We start from the raw sequence: 16,934 nt of genomic DNA on the forward strand, positions 1-16,934 counted from the left end.
CCGGGGGCTTTTCCGTCAAGGGACAGCAATTAAGGTATATCCACCAGTACAAATTCAGACTCTCCTTCGCTGCTCGTTCCTTTAATATGAAGATCGCATGATTTTTTTACCCTGGCCGAGTCTCCGGGCTCCAGATGGAATGTCCCGTCGTCGCAGCCGATTTCCAGGTGACCCGAAATCAGGAACAGAAACGTCCTGCGATCCTCTTTTTGCGGGAACAACAATTCCTGCCCGGTCTCCAGGATCGGAAAACAGATGGACACGTCGGCATGAATCTGAAGCGCATCCGGGGACTTCGGCAATCCTTCCGCTGATCCGCTGACAAGCGGAACCAGCTTGTTGATCCTCTCCTCCCTCGGAAAATGGTGAGCTTTCCATGCGGGCCTGTGGCCCGGTGTGGAAGGCAGGAACCACATTTGCAGAAAGCGGACCGGTTCCTCTTCCGACGGATTGGTCTCAGAGTGCATAACACCGGACCCTGCGCTCATGGCTTGAACGGTCCCCGCCGGCAGCTGAACCTGATTTCCCATGTCGTCATTATGTTCAAGCGTGCCGGAGATGACGTAGCTGACGATTTCCAAATCATGATGAGGATGTTTCTTAAAGCCTTGTTTCGGACTTAGCTGATTGTCGTTATGGGCCAATAAGCAGCCAAAATGCGCATTGCTCGGGTCATCATAATCGGCAAACGAAAAGCTGAATTCGCTGTGGATCCATCCCCGCTCCGACGTATGGCGCTCCGCTGAAGTCACTACTTTAATCATTTCCATCCACCTCCATGAACTGCATATGTTATTGGAATATGTAATTCTTACCCTCAACTTCGAGGGGCTAATCAACCCACCCTCGTTCTAGCCGCCAAAGACGGCATGGGCACAAAAAAAGCCCCACACTGCGCGCAGCCGGGGCCAAGGATTTCCTCCAAGGGCATTCATTTACTTCTATATATCAATCCAGACAGGCACCTCTGCCTCTAGCGGGACCGCTCCAGCGTAAATACGATTTCAGCGTGACCTACCTTCCGGTCGGCATCATTGTAGATGTCTTTGGTAAATTCGGATCGCAGGCCCTCCAAAAGACGGCGGTTATCATACCCGATCTGCTGGAGAATGGATTCGACCACCCAGCCCCATTCTTCTTCGGATCCGTCCAGTATTTTCAGGGCGATGCCGAGCCGCTCCTTTTTCAGACCGAAACAGTACACGCCTTTGAAGCCGCCTTTGGCGACAATGTTCGGGTCCTGCAAAATGAATGTGTCCACCCGGCGGGTTCCGCCAACCATGGCCGGATAATGGTTCATGGCTGCTGTGATCGTTCTCACGGCCGCTCGCGTCGGTTCGTCCGGAATGAGGTCCGGGCAGGCCAGCTTCACATAAGCGTTAGCCATGGCGGACAAAGGCAGCGCAAAAACCGGAAAGCCGCAGCCGTCCGTCCCGAGTCCAATCCGTTCCGCTTCCATGCCGCTCATCATCGCAATCACATCCAGAATTTCCCGCTGCGCAGGATGATCCGGTTCCGCATATGTCTCCTCCGGGTTATGCCGCATCCGGCTGTAGCCCAGCACCCCCAAATGCTTTCCGGAACAATTGTGGTACAGGCGCCGCTTGTGTCCTTGTTCGCGAATGGTGTGCTCCTTGCTGTCTTCACTTAGAGGATATGTCGGCGCACACACCATCTGCTCCTCGTCCACCCCGATTTTCCGCTGAATGCTCTCCAGCACTTCGATATGCCGGGGTTCTGCCAAATGGGAAGCGGCCATAATGGCGATTTCCTCTTCAGTCAGCCCGTAATAATCCGCGATCCCCGCCCGGATCCCGGGAATGGCCTGCAGCGGCTTGGCCGCCGAACGCGTAAAGGTGACAAAATGGGGATCTCCCGCCGACGCGTACACTTCGCCTTGATCATTTACGATACATATATGTCCATAATGGGTACTTTCCACGATTCCGGCCCGATACTCTTTCACCAATAAAGCGTCCATACAGCCTCTCTCCTTTTCTTGTTGCCTACCTATGATACAACTTATTCACAGCATAATAAAGTTGATTGTCTGCAGGCTCATATCCGGTTTGAAAAAGAAATGCACTCCAAGATATTTGTAAAGCCAATTAAATGGCCAATTCATTAATAATATCCCATGTATTCGAAATCATTCCCCATATTTCGCTGATTATCTTCCTTTTTCACATCTGTTGTTTCACACCATTTCTCACCGTTTATATACGAAGTAAGATCGACGCGTTGACACCATGTCACAGCAGGTTATGCCGCATTTAGAGAATTTTATCAAACCTTATAAAAAGGAGGCGATCGTCATGTGGGGTATTATCATCAGTATCGTCATGGCCATCATTATCGGGATTATCGGTGATGCCATCGCAGGACACAACATGCCGGGAGGCGTGATCGGCGCCATGATCGCTGGCTTTGTTGGCGCATGGGTTGGAGCTTGGCTGTTCGGCGACTGGGGTCCTGTCATCGGTAACTTCGCCGTAATTCCGGCGATTCTCGGGACGGCGATCTTCGTCTTTATCCTTGGCTTGATCAGCCGCTTGTTCTCGCGTACCACCTAAATTGATATACACCAATAATAAATAAGGAGTGATTGGTATGAATAAAGCAGAGACAGAATATCCGGTTCAAAGCGGAAGCAACTTCTTCAAGGGCGTATTTATCGGAGGTTTGCTGGGGGCGGCAGCGGCGCTGCTGTTTGCGCCGAAGACCGGACGCGAGCTGCGCGGGGATCTCTCCGACAAGCTGAGCGTCGTTACCGACAAGACGAAGGAAGTGGCCTCCGTCGTGACGGAAAAGGCAACGGATCTGGCCAAGACGGTATCGTCCAAGACGACCGATCTCGCCAAATCCGTCAACGAAAGCAAAAATACGATTATGGAAAGCGTCAAGCAGGCTTCGGCCGACGTGGCGGATGACATGAAGAGCGCATCCGGCGACGTTGCAGACGATGTCAAAAGCGCTTCGAAGGATGTCATGGACAAATCATCCGATGCATCCAGCGATATCCGCCGGGAGCTTAATAAGACTTCTTACTAAGCTGCCGATACACCCGATAGCCAGCTGACCAGCTGGCTATTTTCGTGCACAGGTCCGTGATCATTAAAGCCGGAATGCCGGCTGAAGAAGGAAGGGATTCTGATGAGCAAAGCCAATCCTTATGACGTGGATGAACATCCTTTTGAGCTAAGGCACGAAGTGAAGAGGCTGAACAACCGCCTTGACCAGATTGCCGATTCCCTGGAGCGGTCCGAGCTTCAAGATATGATCGAGAACTATACGAACACCAAGAAGCGGCTGATCACCAACTTTACGGCCGGCTTGTCCCGCGGGCTTGGCCTGTCCCTCGGAACCTTTGTGGTGCTTGGCCTGCTCGGATACTTGCTCAGCTTGTTTGTTGATATGCCGGTGATTGGCCAATACATTGCCAACCTGCAGGATTATATCAGCCAATACAAATCGCAGTAACGGATCGTTTACTTGAATAAAAAGAAACGGATGGTTCCGGGGAATCCCGGGCCATCCGTTTTGGCATTATGAAGGTGCCGATTCTTCGTTCATCGTGAGGGTGACCGGTTCGATCTCCAGAAAGGTGCTCGTCTCAGCCGACTCCCTCGCCTTCAGGCAGATCAGGGCGCTCCGCAGACCGGCTTCGAGATCCGGGCCCGCCGCAGCCTTGCCTGCTAACCTTTCGACGAAGTGGCCGGCCAGCGCGGCGTCCCCGCCAAAATGGCGGCCTTTCGCCTCAAGCTGGTATGTCTCCGACCGGATGTCACGCCGAAGCTGTGCTTTATTTTGTACGGCCGCGCCCCCGACGACCCCAGCCAGGTACATGTACGACCTCGCGACGATTGAGCAGGCGGCAAGCCGCCACCATTTCTCGCTGCTGTTTATGAAGGTGCAGGCGTATGCCGAGGGGCTCGAAAAGATGCGCAAGGCGGTCCTGAGCAAGGAGGCGGAAGGCTACTTCGTGACAGGCGATCTGGACGATAAAGCGATCGACCTGATTACCGAAGCCAAGGTACCCTATCTTTTCTACGGGGGCATCCCTCGTGAAGGCACGAACAGCATCGTGATGGATCATGAAAAAGGGGCTTACGAGGCCGTGAAGTATCTGCTGTCGTTCGGGCACAAACGGATCGCCTTCTTCAGCAGGAATTTGAACATTTCCATTCATCAGAAAAACCTGAACGGCTACTACCGCGCGCTGGAGGAAGCCGGGATTCCACTGGACAAATCGCTGGTCCAGGCCAGCAGCGGCGAAGACGGCTACGAGCTGTGCGCCCGGATGAATGTGCTCGATATCGGCTATACGGCGGTATTTTCCGTCAATACGGTTATTCAGTTCGGTGCCCTGCAGTGGCTGAAGGAGCATGGCGTGCAGGTTCCCGGCGAGGTCAGCCTCGTCGGTTACGGCTTCTCGGAGCTGGCGAAGCTGAGCAAGCCGCCGCTGACCACCTTTTACGTCGCTCCTGCGAGCCGCGAGCTGGCGGTCAACCGGATGATCGAAATGATCCGCAGGAAGGATCTGGAACCACAAGTGACCTATTTGACCGAGATGGAGTGCTTTCCCGGAGAGACGGTTGCCGCGAACACGGCGAACACGAAGCTTTAAACAATGACAAGCGTACGGTCGGGACTGGTGTTCCGCCCATCGAAGTAGACAGCTATAGGAATAAACCAGGCAGCCTTAGTATGGTATTCCACCGGACTAAGGCTGCTTCATTTTAGGCGCTTCCTGTTTTCGTTCTATTCGATTACCATCGTATAGCATTCCCAGGTAATTTTTCAATTCTGTACACTGACAGCAATAATACGGTAACATTTATTGTAGATAGCTCGTTATATTAATAAATAACGTATTTAATAGGCAATGGATACCATGATATCTATTGCCTATTAAATATCTAAGGGGGTTTTTGCAAAATGAAATCTACGGTAAAATTATTAATTTCGACTATGGCGATTTTCATGATACTTGAGGTAAATGCTGCCTTTGCTTCTCGAGAAAAACCTTCCATCTTCATAAATAATGAGAAAATGGATATTTACGCAAGCGTAACAAATAGTGGAACCACTCTAGTTCCGATGAGGCCTATTTTTGAAAGGTTCGGTATGACTGTAGATTGGGATAATAAAACGAAGTCAGTAACCGCAACAAAAGGTGGAATATCAATCAAACTTATTAATAATTCCAATGAGGCTTACATCAATGGAAAAGTTCAAGTTCTGAATCAGGCCCCTAGTTTTAATCCAGACAACAGTACTTTTTATGTAAACCTCAGATTTATCGCGGAGACTTTAAAAGCAAATGTCGAATGGAATAAAACAGCTAATGATGCATCAATAAATATTAATTTTCCTCAAAATTAAATTGGTGCCAAGCAAGCCAAAGAAAAGAGGCCTCTTCTCAACTAATGAGAACGAGGCCCTTACATTTGTTAACGCCTAGGATTCAACCAGAAACATAGCATGATTAAAAGCCGCAACCTGGTTTCGACATTTCCCACCGCCTTGGAAATCGGATAGGAATACCTGTCCTCCGCTTCGTAGCGCAGCAGATCCTGCAGCAGTTCTTTATCAGAAGCTCCATGATCCAGCCAAATCTTCAGTTCCTTGCCCCTCTCACTCTGCCCGCTCTTCCCCATAAAGCTCCTGCAGGTGAGCAATGTGATTGACTCCCCAGTCATTCATCGCCTGCAGCAATGGCGTCATGCGTTGGCCGTAGTCAGTAATGGAATATTCGACCTTTGGCGGGATCTCCTTATAGACCTCACGATGCACGATATCGTGATACTCCAGTTCCCTTAACTGTTGGGTCAGCATTTTCTTCGTGATGTCAGGGATCGATTTCTGAAGCTCGCTGAACCGCATCGTTCCATGGTTCAACAGACGGAGCAAAATCACGGGCTTCCATTTCCCGATCAGGATATCCAGCGCCGTTTCGAACTTACAGTAAGTATTCACGGACATTCTCCTATCCCCTTGATTGGCTTAAGGTATATTTTTCGATACTACGTTTATTTAAAGTGCCTACTTCCACTATCCCACCCTTACTCCCTATTATATATCCATGGTTGAAGACGAAACAGAGCCAGGATAAGGAGCAGTGAAGACATGAACGTTGTACTTTGGATTGTGCAAGGAATTTTGGCAGCCGGTTTCCTATATTCCGGTTGGATGAAGGCGTTTCAGCATGAACAAGCGCGAACGGCCTGGCCGTGGGTTGGAGACGTACCTAAACCGCTCGTTTGGGGGATCGGATTGATGGAATTGGCCGGGGTTGTCGGGGTGATTTTGCCTTTGGCCACGGGGATCGCACCAATATTAACACCGATCGCCGCACTCAGCCTGGCCGTGACTGTACTGCTCGGCGCCGCTTTCCATGTGAGTCGGAAGGAATATAAAGAGATTGGCATCAATATCGTGTTTCTGCTGCTGGCGATCGTAGTCGTTATCGGCCGTTGGTAGCGTCGTTAAATGAACAATCCCCTCCAAGCATACGGCTGTACGCTAACTCAGCGCTTGTTTGCTTGCAGGGGATCTATCCGTCAAGTGGGGTTAACCGATTAACTCGAGTCCTGTTTTTGATATTCGGCAAGATGCTAGATCTTCGATTTTTTGGATTTGACCTTGAGTAAATCGCCGGTCCATCCCTTCCGGTGCATCCAAAGGTACATGATGGCAGTGCTGAGGAACGTGATCAGCATGATCCCGACGAACCCCCATGGCACCTTGATGCCTGGCAGGTTCTCAAAGTTCATCCCCCAGATCGCGCCTGCTACGGTAGCCGGAGTAAAGATCGCCGTCAGGATCGTCAGCGTCTTCATGATTTCGTTGCCGCGGAACGCCGAAATGGCATCATCGATGGATATCAGTGTATCAATCTCATCTTCGTAATGGCGGAACGCCCGGTCCATCCGCTCGATCCGGTGCAGCAGCTGCATGAACGGCCGGCTGTTCTCCAGCTTGTCCAAATACCCCTCTCTGGCAGCCGCGATCAGTTCCTGAAACGGCGTGAACAAATTGCTCCAATACAGCAAGGCAAACCGCGAGTTCAGGATTTTGTCCATCAAATACCGCTGGTTATCCATCTCCATCGCATGCTCCAGCTTGCGGAGGTTCGCTTCGAAATGGTCCAGGCCGAGATGAAAATAGTGCAGAATTGTCCGGGCCAGCACAAACATGCCGTCCACCGCGCTGTGGCATTGGTGCAGCATGGCCGTACGTTCTTCCGTAGCCATGATTTCGCGGGTGTTCTGATCCAGGTTGATCGTAATCAGCTTGTCGCGCTGGACGTAAAAGTGAACCCGGTCCACGTGAGCGCTGTCTTCCACTTCCATTTTGACCGAATAGGGCAGCGTGCCGAACATGACGGCATCCACGCCGTCAGGAAACCGGACGGACATATAATTCTGCTCGATGTTCGGGATGACTTCCAGCCATTCCTCGATCAGGGGGCATGCCTCCTGCAGCTGCCTGAAGTCTTCCGATGACCAGTCCTCCACCACCAGATCATGCCATGTCCAGTGGCCTGCAAAAGATAATATATTGCTTGAAACCTCAGCCGCCATATGACCCACCTCCTCTATCTCACCATCCATATCTCTGTTCACCAAAAAGGACACGCCGTATATTCTCAAGGGAGAACTGGCGTGTCCTTACGAACTTCCGGTTGAGTCGAAACATAACATAAGCTTGTCCGTCATTGGTATGAATTAGACATGATTTCTTTCAGCTTTTCTGTTGCACGCTTCTGAATCCGCGAGACGCTCATCTGGGAAACCCCCAGCTTCTGGGCGATCGAGCGCTGGGATTCACCATCCTGGAAGGCAAGCAGCAGCACTTTCTGCTCCTGTTCCTTCAGCTGGCTCATCGCCTGCTGGAGGTCCATCCGTTTTTCCACCGAATCATAGTCGTTGACGTCCGAACTGATCAGTTCACCGAGCGTTGCACCCGTTTCTTCCTGAGACAGCGGAGAGTCCAGTGAAACATAGTGGTAGCATTCGCGTCCAGCCAGGACCTCTACCGTTTCTTCCACCGACAGATCCAGGAATTCAGCGATTTCGCGGACGTCCGGCGAACGCTCCAGCTTGACGGTTAACTCATCAATAGCCTGCTGGACGAGTGCGCCCTTCTCTTTGATCCTTCTTGGAACCTGGATATACCAGGACTTATCCCGCAAAAAGTTTTTCATATGCCCGATCATGCTCTTCATGGCATACGGTTCAAACGGAATGCCCAAGCTGATGTCATACTGCTGCAGCAGCCGGATCAGAGCCATCTGGCCGACCTGGTACAAGTCCTCATAGAGGTCCGGGCGGTTACGGGCGATTTTACCCGCGGCCATCTTGACCATCGGTTCATATTTTTGGATAAGCACGGTGGCGATATCGTTGTCTTTCGTCTGCTGGTATTCCCAGATCAGACCGACCGCCTCGCTCATGGACTCGGGGGGAGTCACCTTATCATTCATACTTTCTCCTCACTTCTCATGAGCCGTTTGGTCATAACCACCTGGGTGCCGCGTCCGGCCTCATTATCTACCATCACATCGTCCATGAGCGCCTCCATCAAGTAGAAGCCGAGTCCCCCGATTTCCACATCATGAAGGTCTTTGTCATGCAATGTCACGGTGTTTTCGGTACGGTTCATCCGGTCAAAGCTCTCCCCGTCGTCCTTGACCTTGATGGACAATTGGTCAATGCCGATTTCGAACGTTACTTCCACCATGCCGCCTTCCTGACCATAAGCATACAAAACGGAGTTGTTACAAGCTTCCGATACGGCTACCTTCATATCTTCAATGTCCTCATAAGAAAAACCCATCTTCGATGCGATTCCATACAAGTTCAATCTTACGATATCTACAAAATCAGCATTGGCCGGTAATGTTATTACGACTTTTTGAACTTCAGCATTCATACTGTCTTCGATCCTTTCCTATTGGGAATTCCTACTCGCGGCAAAAAACTTCGCAATACCCGTCATGTCAAACAGCCTTTGGATTTGGGAAGGAACCTCTTCCACGACAAAACGGGCATCCATCCCATGTCTGGCCTTCAATATGGACAATAGAATGCCGATCCCTGTGCTATCGATATATTTCAGATCCTTCAAGTTAATCACTAGATCGATTTCGGAATCCCCAACAAGCGGTTCCATGACAAGCCTGAAGTCGGGCGCCACCGATAAATCCAGTTCCCCGCTCAGGTAGACCGTGCAGGAACCTTCATGGCGTTCTGTCGTTGCATTGAATTTTTCGTTCTTATTCGTATTCATAGACATTCTCTCCCGATTTTTTTGTTTTTCTTGTATAAGAACAGTTAACCCTAAATCCCCCCGTTTGAATCAGCTTGTACGCAAGCTTATGCCTGGCAATATTTGGCTCCCGTCACATGGAGTTGGCATCGGAGGTCTGCAAGCCTTTGCTTTGTGCAGGCACCGGATGCTTCATCAGAATCTCCTTCACCGATTTCATATTGACCGGCTTGCTGATATAATCGTCCATCCCGGCTTCCCTGCACCGGCTTCGGATGCCTTCCATCACATTGGCGGTCATGGCGATGATAACCGGTCGGTATCCCTGAGGCTGCATCTCGCGGATGAGGGCCGTAGCCTCCAGACCGTCCATGACCGGCATTTGCAAATCCATGAAGATCAGCCGGTACACCGGATTGGCGCGGATTTTATCCACCGCCTGCCGTCCGTCCTCGGCCACTTCTGCTCTCAATCCCAGCTTGCCCAGCATGCTCACCATCAGCTTCTGGTTGACCGGATGGTCGTCTACCACGAGGATCAGCGGTTCTTCGTCTTTTGCAGACGGCAGGGAAACAAGCAGGTCGTCGCCAATGCCCATCATGCCGTCATCCGATTCAGGCTCGCTCGTCCGGATCGTAAAGAAAAACGTCGCACCCTTCTCCTCGGTCGATTCCACGTAAATGCTGCCGCCCATCATTTCAACGAGCGATTTGCAGATGGCCAGTCCCAGCCCCGTGCCCCCGTATTTCCGGGTCATCGAAGAATCCAGCTGGGAGAACGGCTGGAACAAGCGGTTTTGCTTATCCGGCGTAATGCCGATACCGGTATCCTTCACCGCAAATTCGATCATGAGGCTGTCGTCTTCAGCTCTTTCCCGAAGGGATACCATCAGATAGACTCCGCCCTGATGCGTAAACTTCACCGCATTGGAGATCAGATTGATCAACACCTGACGCAGGCGGGCCATATCCCCGTAAATGATGGGCGGGATTGCTTCATCGATAAAGTACACCAGCTCCAGGTCCTTTTTCCCTGCTTCCATAGAAAAAAGGCTGAATACTTCCTTGATGCAGTTTTGCAGCTCAAACGGATGCTCCTCCATCTCCATTTTCCCGGATTCCATCTTGGTAAAATCGAGGATGTCGTTGATCACCGTGACCAGTGCGTCGGCGCTTTTGCGGATGATCTCCGTATATTCCAGCTGCTCTTCCTTAAGCTCGGTTTCCATCAGCAGATCCACCATACCGATCACGCCGTTCATCGGCGTGCGGATTTCATGGCTCATCATCGCCAAAAATTCGGTTTTGGCCTTGGCCGCGATTTCAGCCGCCTCTTTGGCTTTAATGAGCTCCTGATTGGCTTTTTCCAGCTCCTGCGTTTTTTGCTGCAGCAGCATGGACTGGGTTTTATGCTTTTTGTTTGTCAGGTACATTTCCACAAAGCCTTCAATTTTGGACTTCAGGATTTGCGGGATAAACGGCTTCACCATATAATCAATCGCACCGGCTGAATAACCTGCGAATAAATGCTCGGCTTCTTTACTGTTCGCTGAAATGAAGATGATCGGAATGTCCTTCGTTTTATCCCTTGCCTTGATCAATTTGGCTGTTTCAATCCCGTCCATACCTGGCATTTGAACATCCAGTATTATCACAGCAAACTCATCCTTCAGCAGGCACCGGAGCGCTTCCTCACCAGAGGTCGCCTTCACAAGATTATATTGCTCACTCTCCAGCACTGCTTCCAGGGCGAGTAAGTTCTCCGGACGGTCATCAACCAGCAGAATATGAATCGGTTCTTGAGACCCCATGGAATCCTCCCACTTCTCTAGTTAATCTTCCTGTAGATTTTCTCCACACGATCCAGCGGTTCGTAAGAATCACTGTATTCCGTAAACTGTATCGACTCTTTTGCTCCAAGAACCAGAATTCCGAAACGGCTTAAGCTTTCATAAAACAGGCCGTGGACATGATCCCTGAGCGTGTCGTTAAAGTAGATCATCACATTACGGCAAAATATAACGTTAAACTCGTTGAAGGAGCGGTCCGTTGCCAGATTATGCTCCGCAAAGATCATATTTTTGCTTAGAAAGGGCTGGAAAATCACCGAGTTATACTTGGCGGTATAATACTCGGAAAAGGAGCGGGTTCCGCCCGCCTCAATGTAATTTTTCGTATACAGCTTCATTTTCTCAATCCCGAAGATCCCCTGCTTTGCCTGCTCCAGGGAACGGTCGTTCATATCCGTGGCGTAAATCCTCGCCTTGTCCAGAAGTCCCTCTTCATGCAGCAGAATCGCCATGGAGTAGACCTCTTCTCCGGTGGAGCAGCCTGCATGCCAGATACGGATATACGGATAGGTTCTCAGCAGGGGGACGATCTTTTTTCGAAAAGTCAGAAAGAGGTTCGGATCGCGAAACATCTCTGTGACGGGAATCGACAGATTATGAACCAGCCGCTCAAAAACGGGCCGGTGATGCAGCACCTTCTCCTGAAGCTGGGAAATATTGTTTAAACTTTCCGCACGTATAAAATGCCATATCCGGCGCCGGAGCGACGGAATCGCATAATCGCGGAAATCGTAACCATATAAACGGTGAATGCCTTCCAGAAGAAGCTCAAGCTCGATATCTTCCCGTTCCGTCTCATCCTTTACGGGGATGTCTTGATCTGTATGCCCCAAATCCATTCTCTTTCCTCCTGCTTACGTTTGCTTCAAAGATGAAAATGTAATGCTATTATCTATTACCCCGTTATTGCCCTTACGAATACAACCAAACCCTCATCAGGGATAATAACTGTTCCGTTTGGATCGGCTTCTTCACGTAATCGGAAGCACCGGCCTCGATACACTTGGAGCGGTCTTCTTTCATCGCCTTGGCGGTCAAGGCAATAATCGGAAGCTTATGGAACTGAGGCATCTGGCGAATTTGCCGCATCGCCTCATACCCGTCCATCTCCGGCATCATCATATCCATCAGCACCAAATCGAACGGCTGGCCTCCGGTCAGGATGTCGATCGCCTCGCGTCCGTTCTCGGCGAAGGTCACCTCCATGCCATAATTCTCCAGAACGCTCGATAGCGCAAAGACGTTCCGGATATCGTCGTCGACGAGGAGGATTTTCTTCCCTTCAAACAGCGCTTCCCTGTTATGAAGCTTCTGCAAGATTTGACGCTTGTCCTCAGGCAGATTGGCTTCCACCCGGTGCAGGAACAATGTAGTTTCGTCCAGAAGGCGCTCAGGCGATTTCACGTCCTTGATAATAATGGACTCGGTGTATTGGCGCAGGCGCATTTCTTCCTTGCTGTCGAGATCTTTGCCGGTGTACACAATGATCGGAAGGTAGCCCAGGTTTTGGTCCTGCTGGATCTGGTCCAGCAGCTCGAATCCGGTCATATCACTCAGCATCAAATCGAGCACCATGCTGTCGTAGCGTTTCTTCCGCAGCTCGCTGAGCGCCTCCTTGCCGGTGGACACGGCGGTGATCGCCACGTCATCGTGATCGATAAGCTCTATAATCGAACGGCGCTGGATGTCATCGTCTTCTACAATGAGGAGATGCTTCAGCGACTGCTCGGTATACGATTCAATATGCGAGAAGGCATGCTCCAGGGACGCTTTGCTGGAAGGCTTCTTCAAATAGGCAATGGCCCCCATTTTCAGGCCCTGCTTCACTTCATCCGATACCGATATGATGTGAACCGGAATATGGCGGGTTGCCGAGTCTCCCTTCAGCTCGCCCAGGATCGCCCAGCCGTCCATGACCGGAAGCTGGATGTCCAGGATGATCGCATCCGGCAGGTAAGTCTTCGCCATATCGAGGCCGATATCGCCCTGCATCGCCACGAGGGCCTTAAAGCCTCTCCCCCGCGCCATATCCATCAGAATACGGGCAAATTTGATGTCATCCTCAATGATGAGCAGTACCTTATCTTTATCGGCAATCCGCTCGCGGTCGTCTTCCAGAGGCTCCGCCGCGTTGATGGCGGATTCCTCTTCATCCACCATGTTCTGCGCCGGCTTGGGCAGCATCAGCTCGCTGGAAACGGCGGCCTCGTCCTGAGCGGAAGAAGACGCCTCCGGCTTCTCCTCCGTGACCGGCAGATACAGCGTAAAGCAGCTGCCATGCCCTTCGACCGATTCGACTTCGATCCCTCCGCCAAGCAGGCGGGACAGCTCACGGCTGATGGAAAGGCCAAGTCCGGTACCGCCATACTTGCGGCTGGTCGTACCGTCCACCTGCTGGAACGCCTCAAAGATCAGGTCGGTCTTATCTTTCGGTATGCCGATGCCCGTATCCTTGACGGCCGCCGCGATATATTCCTTGTTCCGGTCCAGATAAGCCGGCAGGGCTTCCGGATCCGCCCGGCGGACCGTGAACACGACCGAACCCTGGCTGGTGAATTTAAAGGCATTGGACAACAGGTTGCGCAGGATCTGCTTGACCCGGTATCCGTCGGTAACGACGGAATCCGGCACATCGTTGTCCACGTGAACGTGGAGCGCAACCTGCTTCGAATTGGCCAGCGGCTTGAAATTCTGGTTGACGAAGGTCTGCCATTCCTCGATCGGCACCGTTTCGGAGTTGATCTCCATTTTGCCGGCATCGACCTTGGACAAATCCAGAATTTCATCAATCATCTTGAGCAGATCAGCGCCCGACATGTAGATCGTATGAGCGTATTCCTTCTGCTTATCGCTCAGGTTTCCTTCCTTATTCTCGGACAGGAGCTGCGACAGGATCAGCAGACTGTTGAGCGGCGTGCGGAGCTCGTGGGACATATTCGCCAGGAACTCCGACTTGTATTTGCTGGTCACCGCCAGCTGCATCGCCTGCTGCTCCAGTCTGGCCTTCGCATCTTCAACCTCGATGTTCTTCTCCTCAAGCTGCTGCATCTGCTCTTCCAGCGCGCGCGTCTTGCCGATCAGCTCGGTATTGTAATGCTCGAGCTCCTCCTGCTGGCGCTGCAGCAAATCCTCGGAGCGCTTGAGCGCTTCGGTCTGCTCCTCCAGATTTTCGTTGGAGCGGCGCAGTTCCTCCTGCTGGGTCTGCAGCTCCTCGGATTGGCACTGCAGCTCCTCGGTCAGCGCCTGCGATTCACGCAGAAGCTCCTCGACGCGAACGCGGCGGTTAATGTTATTAATAATGACGCCCAGACTAGCGGTGAGTTGGGACAAGAGCTGTCTGGCCAGCTCGCTGAACGGCTCGAACGACGCCATTTCAACGACGCCGAGCAGCTCGTCTTCAAACACGACCGGATAGATCAGCAGATGTGCCGGCTTCGCCGAACCAAAGGCCGAGTCCACTGACAGGTAGTCTTCCGGCAGCTCGGTGACGATCGGTTTGCGGTCCAACGCGCTCTGCCCGACCAGGCCTTCTCCGATTTCGACTCTGCCCCTCGCCGAGCGTTCCCCCTGGCCGGCGTATGTTCCGCCGAGAGACAGCGTATTCGGATTTTGATCATCGTCCTGAATATATATAGCCCCATAGGCCGCCCCGATGATCGGAGTAAACTCGCTGATGAACATTTGGGACACCTGCTTGCTGGAATTGATGCCGCGAAGAAGCTCGGTAACCCGGCTCGCATTGGAATTAAGCCAGTTCTGGTCCTTCTGGGCCTGGAGGTAGTTCTGCTCCAGCTCCTGCTTCTCTTCCAGGTCTTCGGCGATTTCCTTGAACACATGGGCCACCTGGCCGATTTCATCTCTTGAGGTCACCTTAATCCGGCGGATGGCCTGGATCCGGCCTTTGGCAAAGCTGTTGATCATCATGTTCACGACTCCGAGTCCCCTCGTGATGGTGGAGATGACCCACAGAATAACGGCAAGTCCAAGCAGTAGACCGGCAATCATAATGGCGGTCGTGATTTGAACGGACCGGTTGTACGCTGCTTTGGCGTTACTGATCTGCTGATCGACCAGCAGATCCTGATATTCGGAAAGCGCATTGATGCTGTCTATCGCTTCCTGCTGGATCGGGGTTCCACTTGCATTTCGGTAGGTGTTGGCATCGTCCATCATCCCTTTGGATAACAAGGCGGACTGCTTGTTGATATATTCCTTATAATCCGACCACGCCTTCTGAACGCGGTTCAGCATTTGTTTTTCCTCAGGAGAGGTGGTGGTTGCATTCAGCTTCTGCAAACTTTGTTCGCCCTTGGCGATCATATCGTTGATCTCGGAAGTACTGTTATCTGTCGCCACGTTGTGATTCAGCATCATGCTCATAACGAACCTGGACATATCGTTCACTTCGCTCCGGACCCCGGTGGAATACCGCACTTTCAAATACCGGTCCTCATAGATACGATCCATTTGCTTGTTCATATAATTCATGCGGTCGTAGCCAACCACCGTCAAAGCAATCAAAATAAGCATGAGCGAACCGAAGCCGATCACCAGCTTAGTCTTCAGTTTCATTCTTCATTCGCTCCCTCTTTTAACGAAATCCAGACGAGACATTTATCGTCTTCCCGCTCCTGGGTTCCGTGGTCTTCAAAAAATGCCTGGTACATCTTCTCTTCATTCCACTCATGCGAATGCTTCAGGTGGCTGACCAAAAAGTCGACTTGTTCGTCATGATCGCCCTGGACCAGTTCCAGCAAGCCGTCGGTGTACAGCGCAATATGGCCTTCCCCTTCGTAAGACAAGGTCTGCGGATCGATGTCCATCTTGTCGAATAGGCCGACCGGACAGCATGCCTGGTCAAGCAGCAGCATGTCTCCGTTCTGTTGGAAAAATAAAGCCGGTGGATGCCCGGCGTTGACGTAGTCAATCCGTTTCATCGAGGTATCAACAACTAAATAAATCGCCGTAAAATAATATTGGACAAGCTGATTTTCGATGTGAAGCTGGTTAAACCGGCGGTTCAGCTCCTGGATCACTTTCTCCGGCTCCACATAGGTCGTTACCGTATCCTTCAGGACCGACGCGATGAACATCGTAAACAGGGACGACGAGATGCCATGGCCCATCATATCCAAAAGAAGGACACCGTAACGGCCGTTGCCGAGGGAATACCAGGCATATAGATCACCGGCAAGCTCGGCGGAAGGCTGATAAATGGCGTGGACCTCAAACAACTCGTCCTCAATAGCGGGACTCAGCACCGCATTCTGAACAAGCGCAGCCAATCTCAGCTCCTCCTGAATCCGCTGATCGCGCTCCTTATGCCAGTCCTTCTCATGTTTGAGACGGAGTGCCAGGCGGATCCGGGCCATCAGCTCCACTTTGTTGATCGGTTTGGTCACATAGTCGACCGCTCCGGCATCCAGCGCCTCGGCTAACTTTTTGGAATCTCCCACTGCCGTGACCATGATGATCGGTATATCCTTGAGATGCTCGTTTTTCTGGATCACCTGACACGCCTCGATCCCATCCATTTCAGGCATCATCATATCGAGCAAAATCAAGTCAAAATCGGCCGCCTTCGGCTGACCCTCTTTGGCATAGCCTTCCGCTCCCAAGATTTCAAACATTTCTCTTGCCGATGAGGCTTTATCGATATCCCGGTAATTTTCTTTCTTTAAAATCTCCCGGATGATTATGACGTTAGTCGGATTGTCATCAACAATTAATATTCTCATAACCCTCTCCTTACGATCCTATGAAATTGTTGAAATCTCTATTTATATACTATATACCATACCGTGTGAATATT

General features: G+C 51.4%; 18 protein-coding genes. 6 read left to right on the plus strand and 12 right to left on the minus strand.

Annotation, left to right across the window (positions count from 1 at the left end; all coding sequences use genetic code 11):
- Positions 1-29: 29 nt before the first annotated feature.
- Together IAE55_RS27340 and IAE55_RS27345 are read right to left on the minus strand one after the other, a co-directional pair.
- Complete coding sequence (locus IAE55_RS27340; protein ID WP_145949839.1) at positions 30-764, minus strand: pirin family protein; 735 nt, start codon at positions 762-764, stop codon at positions 30-32.
- A 209-nt stretch (positions 765-973) separates the two neighbouring features.
- Positions 974-1,981, minus strand: coding sequence for an asparaginase (locus IAE55_RS27345; RefSeq protein WP_145164981.1), 1,008 nt, complete (start codon positions 1,979-1,981; stop codon positions 974-976).
- Between the two features lie 334 nt (positions 1,982-2,315).
- Between IAE55_RS27345 and IAE55_RS27350 the strand changes: the two genes are divergently transcribed.
- The 3 genes from IAE55_RS27350 (at position 2,316) to IAE55_RS27360 (ending at position 3,480) form a co-directional block, all read left to right on the plus strand.
- Positions 2,316-2,573: a GlsB/YeaQ/YmgE family stress response membrane protein gene (locus tag IAE55_RS27350; protein WP_076176073.1), complete on the plus strand. Its 258-nt coding sequence runs from the start codon at positions 2,316-2,318 to the stop codon at positions 2,571-2,573.
- Between the two features lie 37 nt (positions 2,574-2,610).
- Positions 2,611-3,051 (plus strand): YtxH domain-containing protein, encoded by a 441-nt coding sequence (locus IAE55_RS27355; RefSeq protein ID WP_200634401.1) that lies wholly within the window; start codon positions 2,611-2,613, stop codon positions 3,049-3,051.
- 102 nt (positions 3,052-3,153) lie between these two features.
- Positions 3,154-3,480 carry a DUF5665 domain-containing protein gene (locus tag IAE55_RS27360; protein ID WP_105445284.1) on the plus strand — a complete coding sequence of 109 codons (327 nt, stop codon included), beginning with the start codon at positions 3,154-3,156 and terminating at the stop codon, positions 3,478-3,480.
- 66 nt (positions 3,481-3,546) lie between these two features.
- Here IAE55_RS27360 and IAE55_RS27365 read toward each other — a convergent pair whose 3' ends face one another.
- Complete coding sequence (locus IAE55_RS27365) at positions 3,547-3,846, minus strand: hypothetical protein (protein ID WP_200634402.1); 300 nt, start codon at positions 3,844-3,846, stop codon at positions 3,547-3,549.
- Here IAE55_RS27365 and IAE55_RS27370 point away from each other — a divergent pair.
- On the plus strand, positions 3,845-4,627 hold the full coding sequence (locus IAE55_RS27370) for a substrate-binding domain-containing protein (protein WP_200634403.1): 783 nt from the start codon (positions 3,845-3,847) through the stop codon (positions 4,625-4,627). The genes IAE55_RS27365 and IAE55_RS27370 overlap by 2 nt on opposite strands.
- 311 nt (positions 4,628-4,938) lie before the next feature.
- The gene (locus tag IAE55_RS27375) at positions 4,939-5,385 is read left to right on the plus strand and encodes a copper amine oxidase N-terminal domain-containing protein (RefSeq protein ID WP_200634404.1); all 447 of its coding nucleotides are present in this window, start codon (positions 4,939-4,941) and stop codon (positions 5,383-5,385) included.
- Between the two features lie 252 nt (positions 5,386-5,637).
- Here IAE55_RS27375 and IAE55_RS27380 read toward each other — a convergent pair whose 3' ends face one another.
- Positions 5,638-5,979: a winged helix-turn-helix transcriptional regulator gene (locus IAE55_RS27380; protein ID WP_325168691.1), complete on the minus strand. Its 342-nt coding sequence runs from the start codon at positions 5,977-5,979 to the stop codon at positions 5,638-5,640.
- Between the two features lie 150 nt (positions 5,980-6,129).
- On the opposite strand from IAE55_RS27380, the gene IAE55_RS27385 reads away from it, so the two are divergent.
- Entirely contained in the window at positions 6,130-6,483 is a 354-nt protein-coding gene (locus IAE55_RS27385; RefSeq protein WP_200634406.1) for a DoxX family protein, read from the plus strand.
- Between the two features lie 134 nt (positions 6,484-6,617).
- Here the strand turns inward: IAE55_RS27385 and IAE55_RS27390 are convergent, their stop codons facing one another.
- The 8 genes from IAE55_RS27390 to IAE55_RS27425 form a co-directional block, all read right to left on the minus strand.
- The gene (locus tag IAE55_RS27390; RefSeq protein WP_200634407.1) at positions 6,618-7,586 is read right to left on the minus strand and encodes a magnesium transporter CorA family protein; all 969 of its coding nucleotides are present in this window, start codon (positions 7,584-7,586) and stop codon (positions 6,618-6,620) included.
- A gap of 131 nt (positions 7,587-7,717) precedes the next feature.
- Positions 7,718-8,488 carry a sigma-70 family RNA polymerase sigma factor gene (locus IAE55_RS27395; RefSeq protein WP_076176089.1) on the minus strand — a complete coding sequence of 257 codons (771 nt, stop codon included), beginning with the start codon at positions 8,486-8,488 and terminating at the stop codon, positions 7,718-7,720.
- Positions 8,485-8,937, minus strand: a complete 453-nt coding sequence (rsbW, locus tag IAE55_RS27400) for an anti-sigma B factor RsbW (protein ID WP_145164992.1) — start codon at positions 8,935-8,937, stop codon at positions 8,485-8,487. The genes IAE55_RS27395 and rsbW overlap by 4 nt, the downstream gene beginning before the upstream one ends.
- 18 nt (positions 8,938-8,955) lie before the next feature.
- Positions 8,956-9,294 carry an STAS domain-containing protein gene (locus tag IAE55_RS27405; RefSeq protein WP_076176095.1) on the minus strand — a complete coding sequence of 113 codons (339 nt, stop codon included), beginning with the start codon at positions 9,292-9,294 and terminating at the stop codon, positions 8,956-8,958.
- Between the two features lie 112 nt (positions 9,295-9,406).
- Complete coding sequence (locus IAE55_RS27410; RefSeq protein WP_200634408.1) at positions 9,407-11,083, minus strand: response regulator; 1,677 nt, start codon at positions 11,081-11,083, stop codon at positions 9,407-9,409.
- Between the two features lie 17 nt (positions 11,084-11,100).
- Complete coding sequence (locus tag IAE55_RS27415) at positions 11,101-11,961, minus strand: CheR family methyltransferase (protein ID WP_145164996.1); 861 nt, start codon at positions 11,959-11,961, stop codon at positions 11,101-11,103.
- A gap of 73 nt (positions 11,962-12,034) precedes the next feature.
- Positions 12,035-15,694: a response regulator gene (locus tag IAE55_RS27420; protein WP_200634409.1), complete on the minus strand. Its 3,660-nt coding sequence runs from the start codon at positions 15,692-15,694 to the stop codon at positions 12,035-12,037.
- Positions 15,691-16,860, minus strand: a complete 1,170-nt coding sequence (locus IAE55_RS27425; RefSeq protein WP_200634410.1) for a PP2C family protein-serine/threonine phosphatase — start codon at positions 16,858-16,860, stop codon at positions 15,691-15,693. The genes IAE55_RS27420 and IAE55_RS27425 overlap by 4 nt, the downstream gene beginning before the upstream one ends.
- Positions 16,861-16,934 lie beyond the last annotated feature (74 nt).

The sequence above is a fragment of the Paenibacillus sp. S28 genome (assembly GCF_016624415.1).
In the GTDB taxonomy this organism is placed as follows: domain Bacteria; phylum Bacillota; class Bacilli; order Paenibacillales; family Paenibacillaceae; genus Paenibacillus_AQ; species Paenibacillus_AQ favisporus.

Coding starts and splice junctions, on each gene's coding strand:
- IAE55_RS27340 (WP_145949839.1), bottom strand. CDS start 764: ATGATTAAAGTAGTGACTTCAGCGGAGCGCCATACGTCGGAGCGGGGA.
- IAE55_RS27345 (WP_145164981.1), bottom strand. CDS start 1,981: ATGGACGCTTTATTGGTGAAAGAGTATCGGGCCGGAATCGTGGAAAGT.
- IAE55_RS27350 (WP_076176073.1), top strand. CDS start 2,316: ATGTGGGGTATTATCATCAGTATCGTCATGGCCATCATTATCGGGATT.
- IAE55_RS27355 (WP_200634401.1), top strand. CDS start 2,611: ATGAATAAAGCAGAGACAGAATATCCGGTTCAAAGCGGAAGCAACTTC.
- IAE55_RS27360 (WP_105445284.1), top strand. CDS start 3,154: ATGAGCAAAGCCAATCCTTATGACGTGGATGAACATCCTTTTGAGCTA.
- IAE55_RS27370 (WP_200634403.1), top strand. CDS start 3,845: ATGTACGACCTCGCGACGATTGAGCAGGCGGCAAGCCGCCACCATTTC.
- IAE55_RS27365 (WP_200634402.1), bottom strand. CDS start 3,846: ATGTACCTGGCTGGGGTCGTCGGGGGCGCGGCCGTACAAAATAAAGCA.
- IAE55_RS27375 (WP_200634404.1), top strand. CDS start 4,939: ATGAAATCTACGGTAAAATTATTAATTTCGACTATGGCGATTTTCATG.
- IAE55_RS27385 (WP_200634406.1), top strand. CDS start 6,130: ATGAACGTTGTACTTTGGATTGTGCAAGGAATTTTGGCAGCCGGTTTC.
- IAE55_RS27390 (WP_200634407.1), bottom strand. CDS start 7,586: ATGGCGGCTGAGGTTTCAAGCAATATATTATCTTTTGCAGGCCACTGG.
- IAE55_RS27395 (WP_076176089.1), bottom strand. CDS start 8,488: ATGAATGATAAGGTGACTCCCCCCGAGTCCATGAGCGAGGCGGTCGGT.
- rsbW (WP_145164992.1), bottom strand. CDS start 8,937: ATGAATGCTGAAGTTCAAAAAGTCGTAATAACATTACCGGCCAATGCT.
- IAE55_RS27405 (WP_076176095.1), bottom strand. CDS start 9,294: ATGAATACGAATAAGAACGAAAAATTCAATGCAACGACAGAACGCCAT.
- IAE55_RS27410 (WP_200634408.1), bottom strand. CDS start 11,083: ATGGGGTCTCAAGAACCGATTCATATTCTGCTGGTTGATGACCGTCCG.
- IAE55_RS27415 (WP_145164996.1), bottom strand. CDS start 11,961: ATGGATTTGGGGCATACAGATCAAGACATCCCCGTAAAGGATGAGACG.
- IAE55_RS27420 (WP_200634409.1), bottom strand. CDS start 15,694: ATGAAACTGAAGACTAAGCTGGTGATCGGCTTCGGTTCGCTCATGCTT.
- IAE55_RS27425 (WP_200634410.1), bottom strand. CDS start 16,860: ATGAGAATATTAATTGTTGATGACAATCCGACTAACGTCATAATCATC.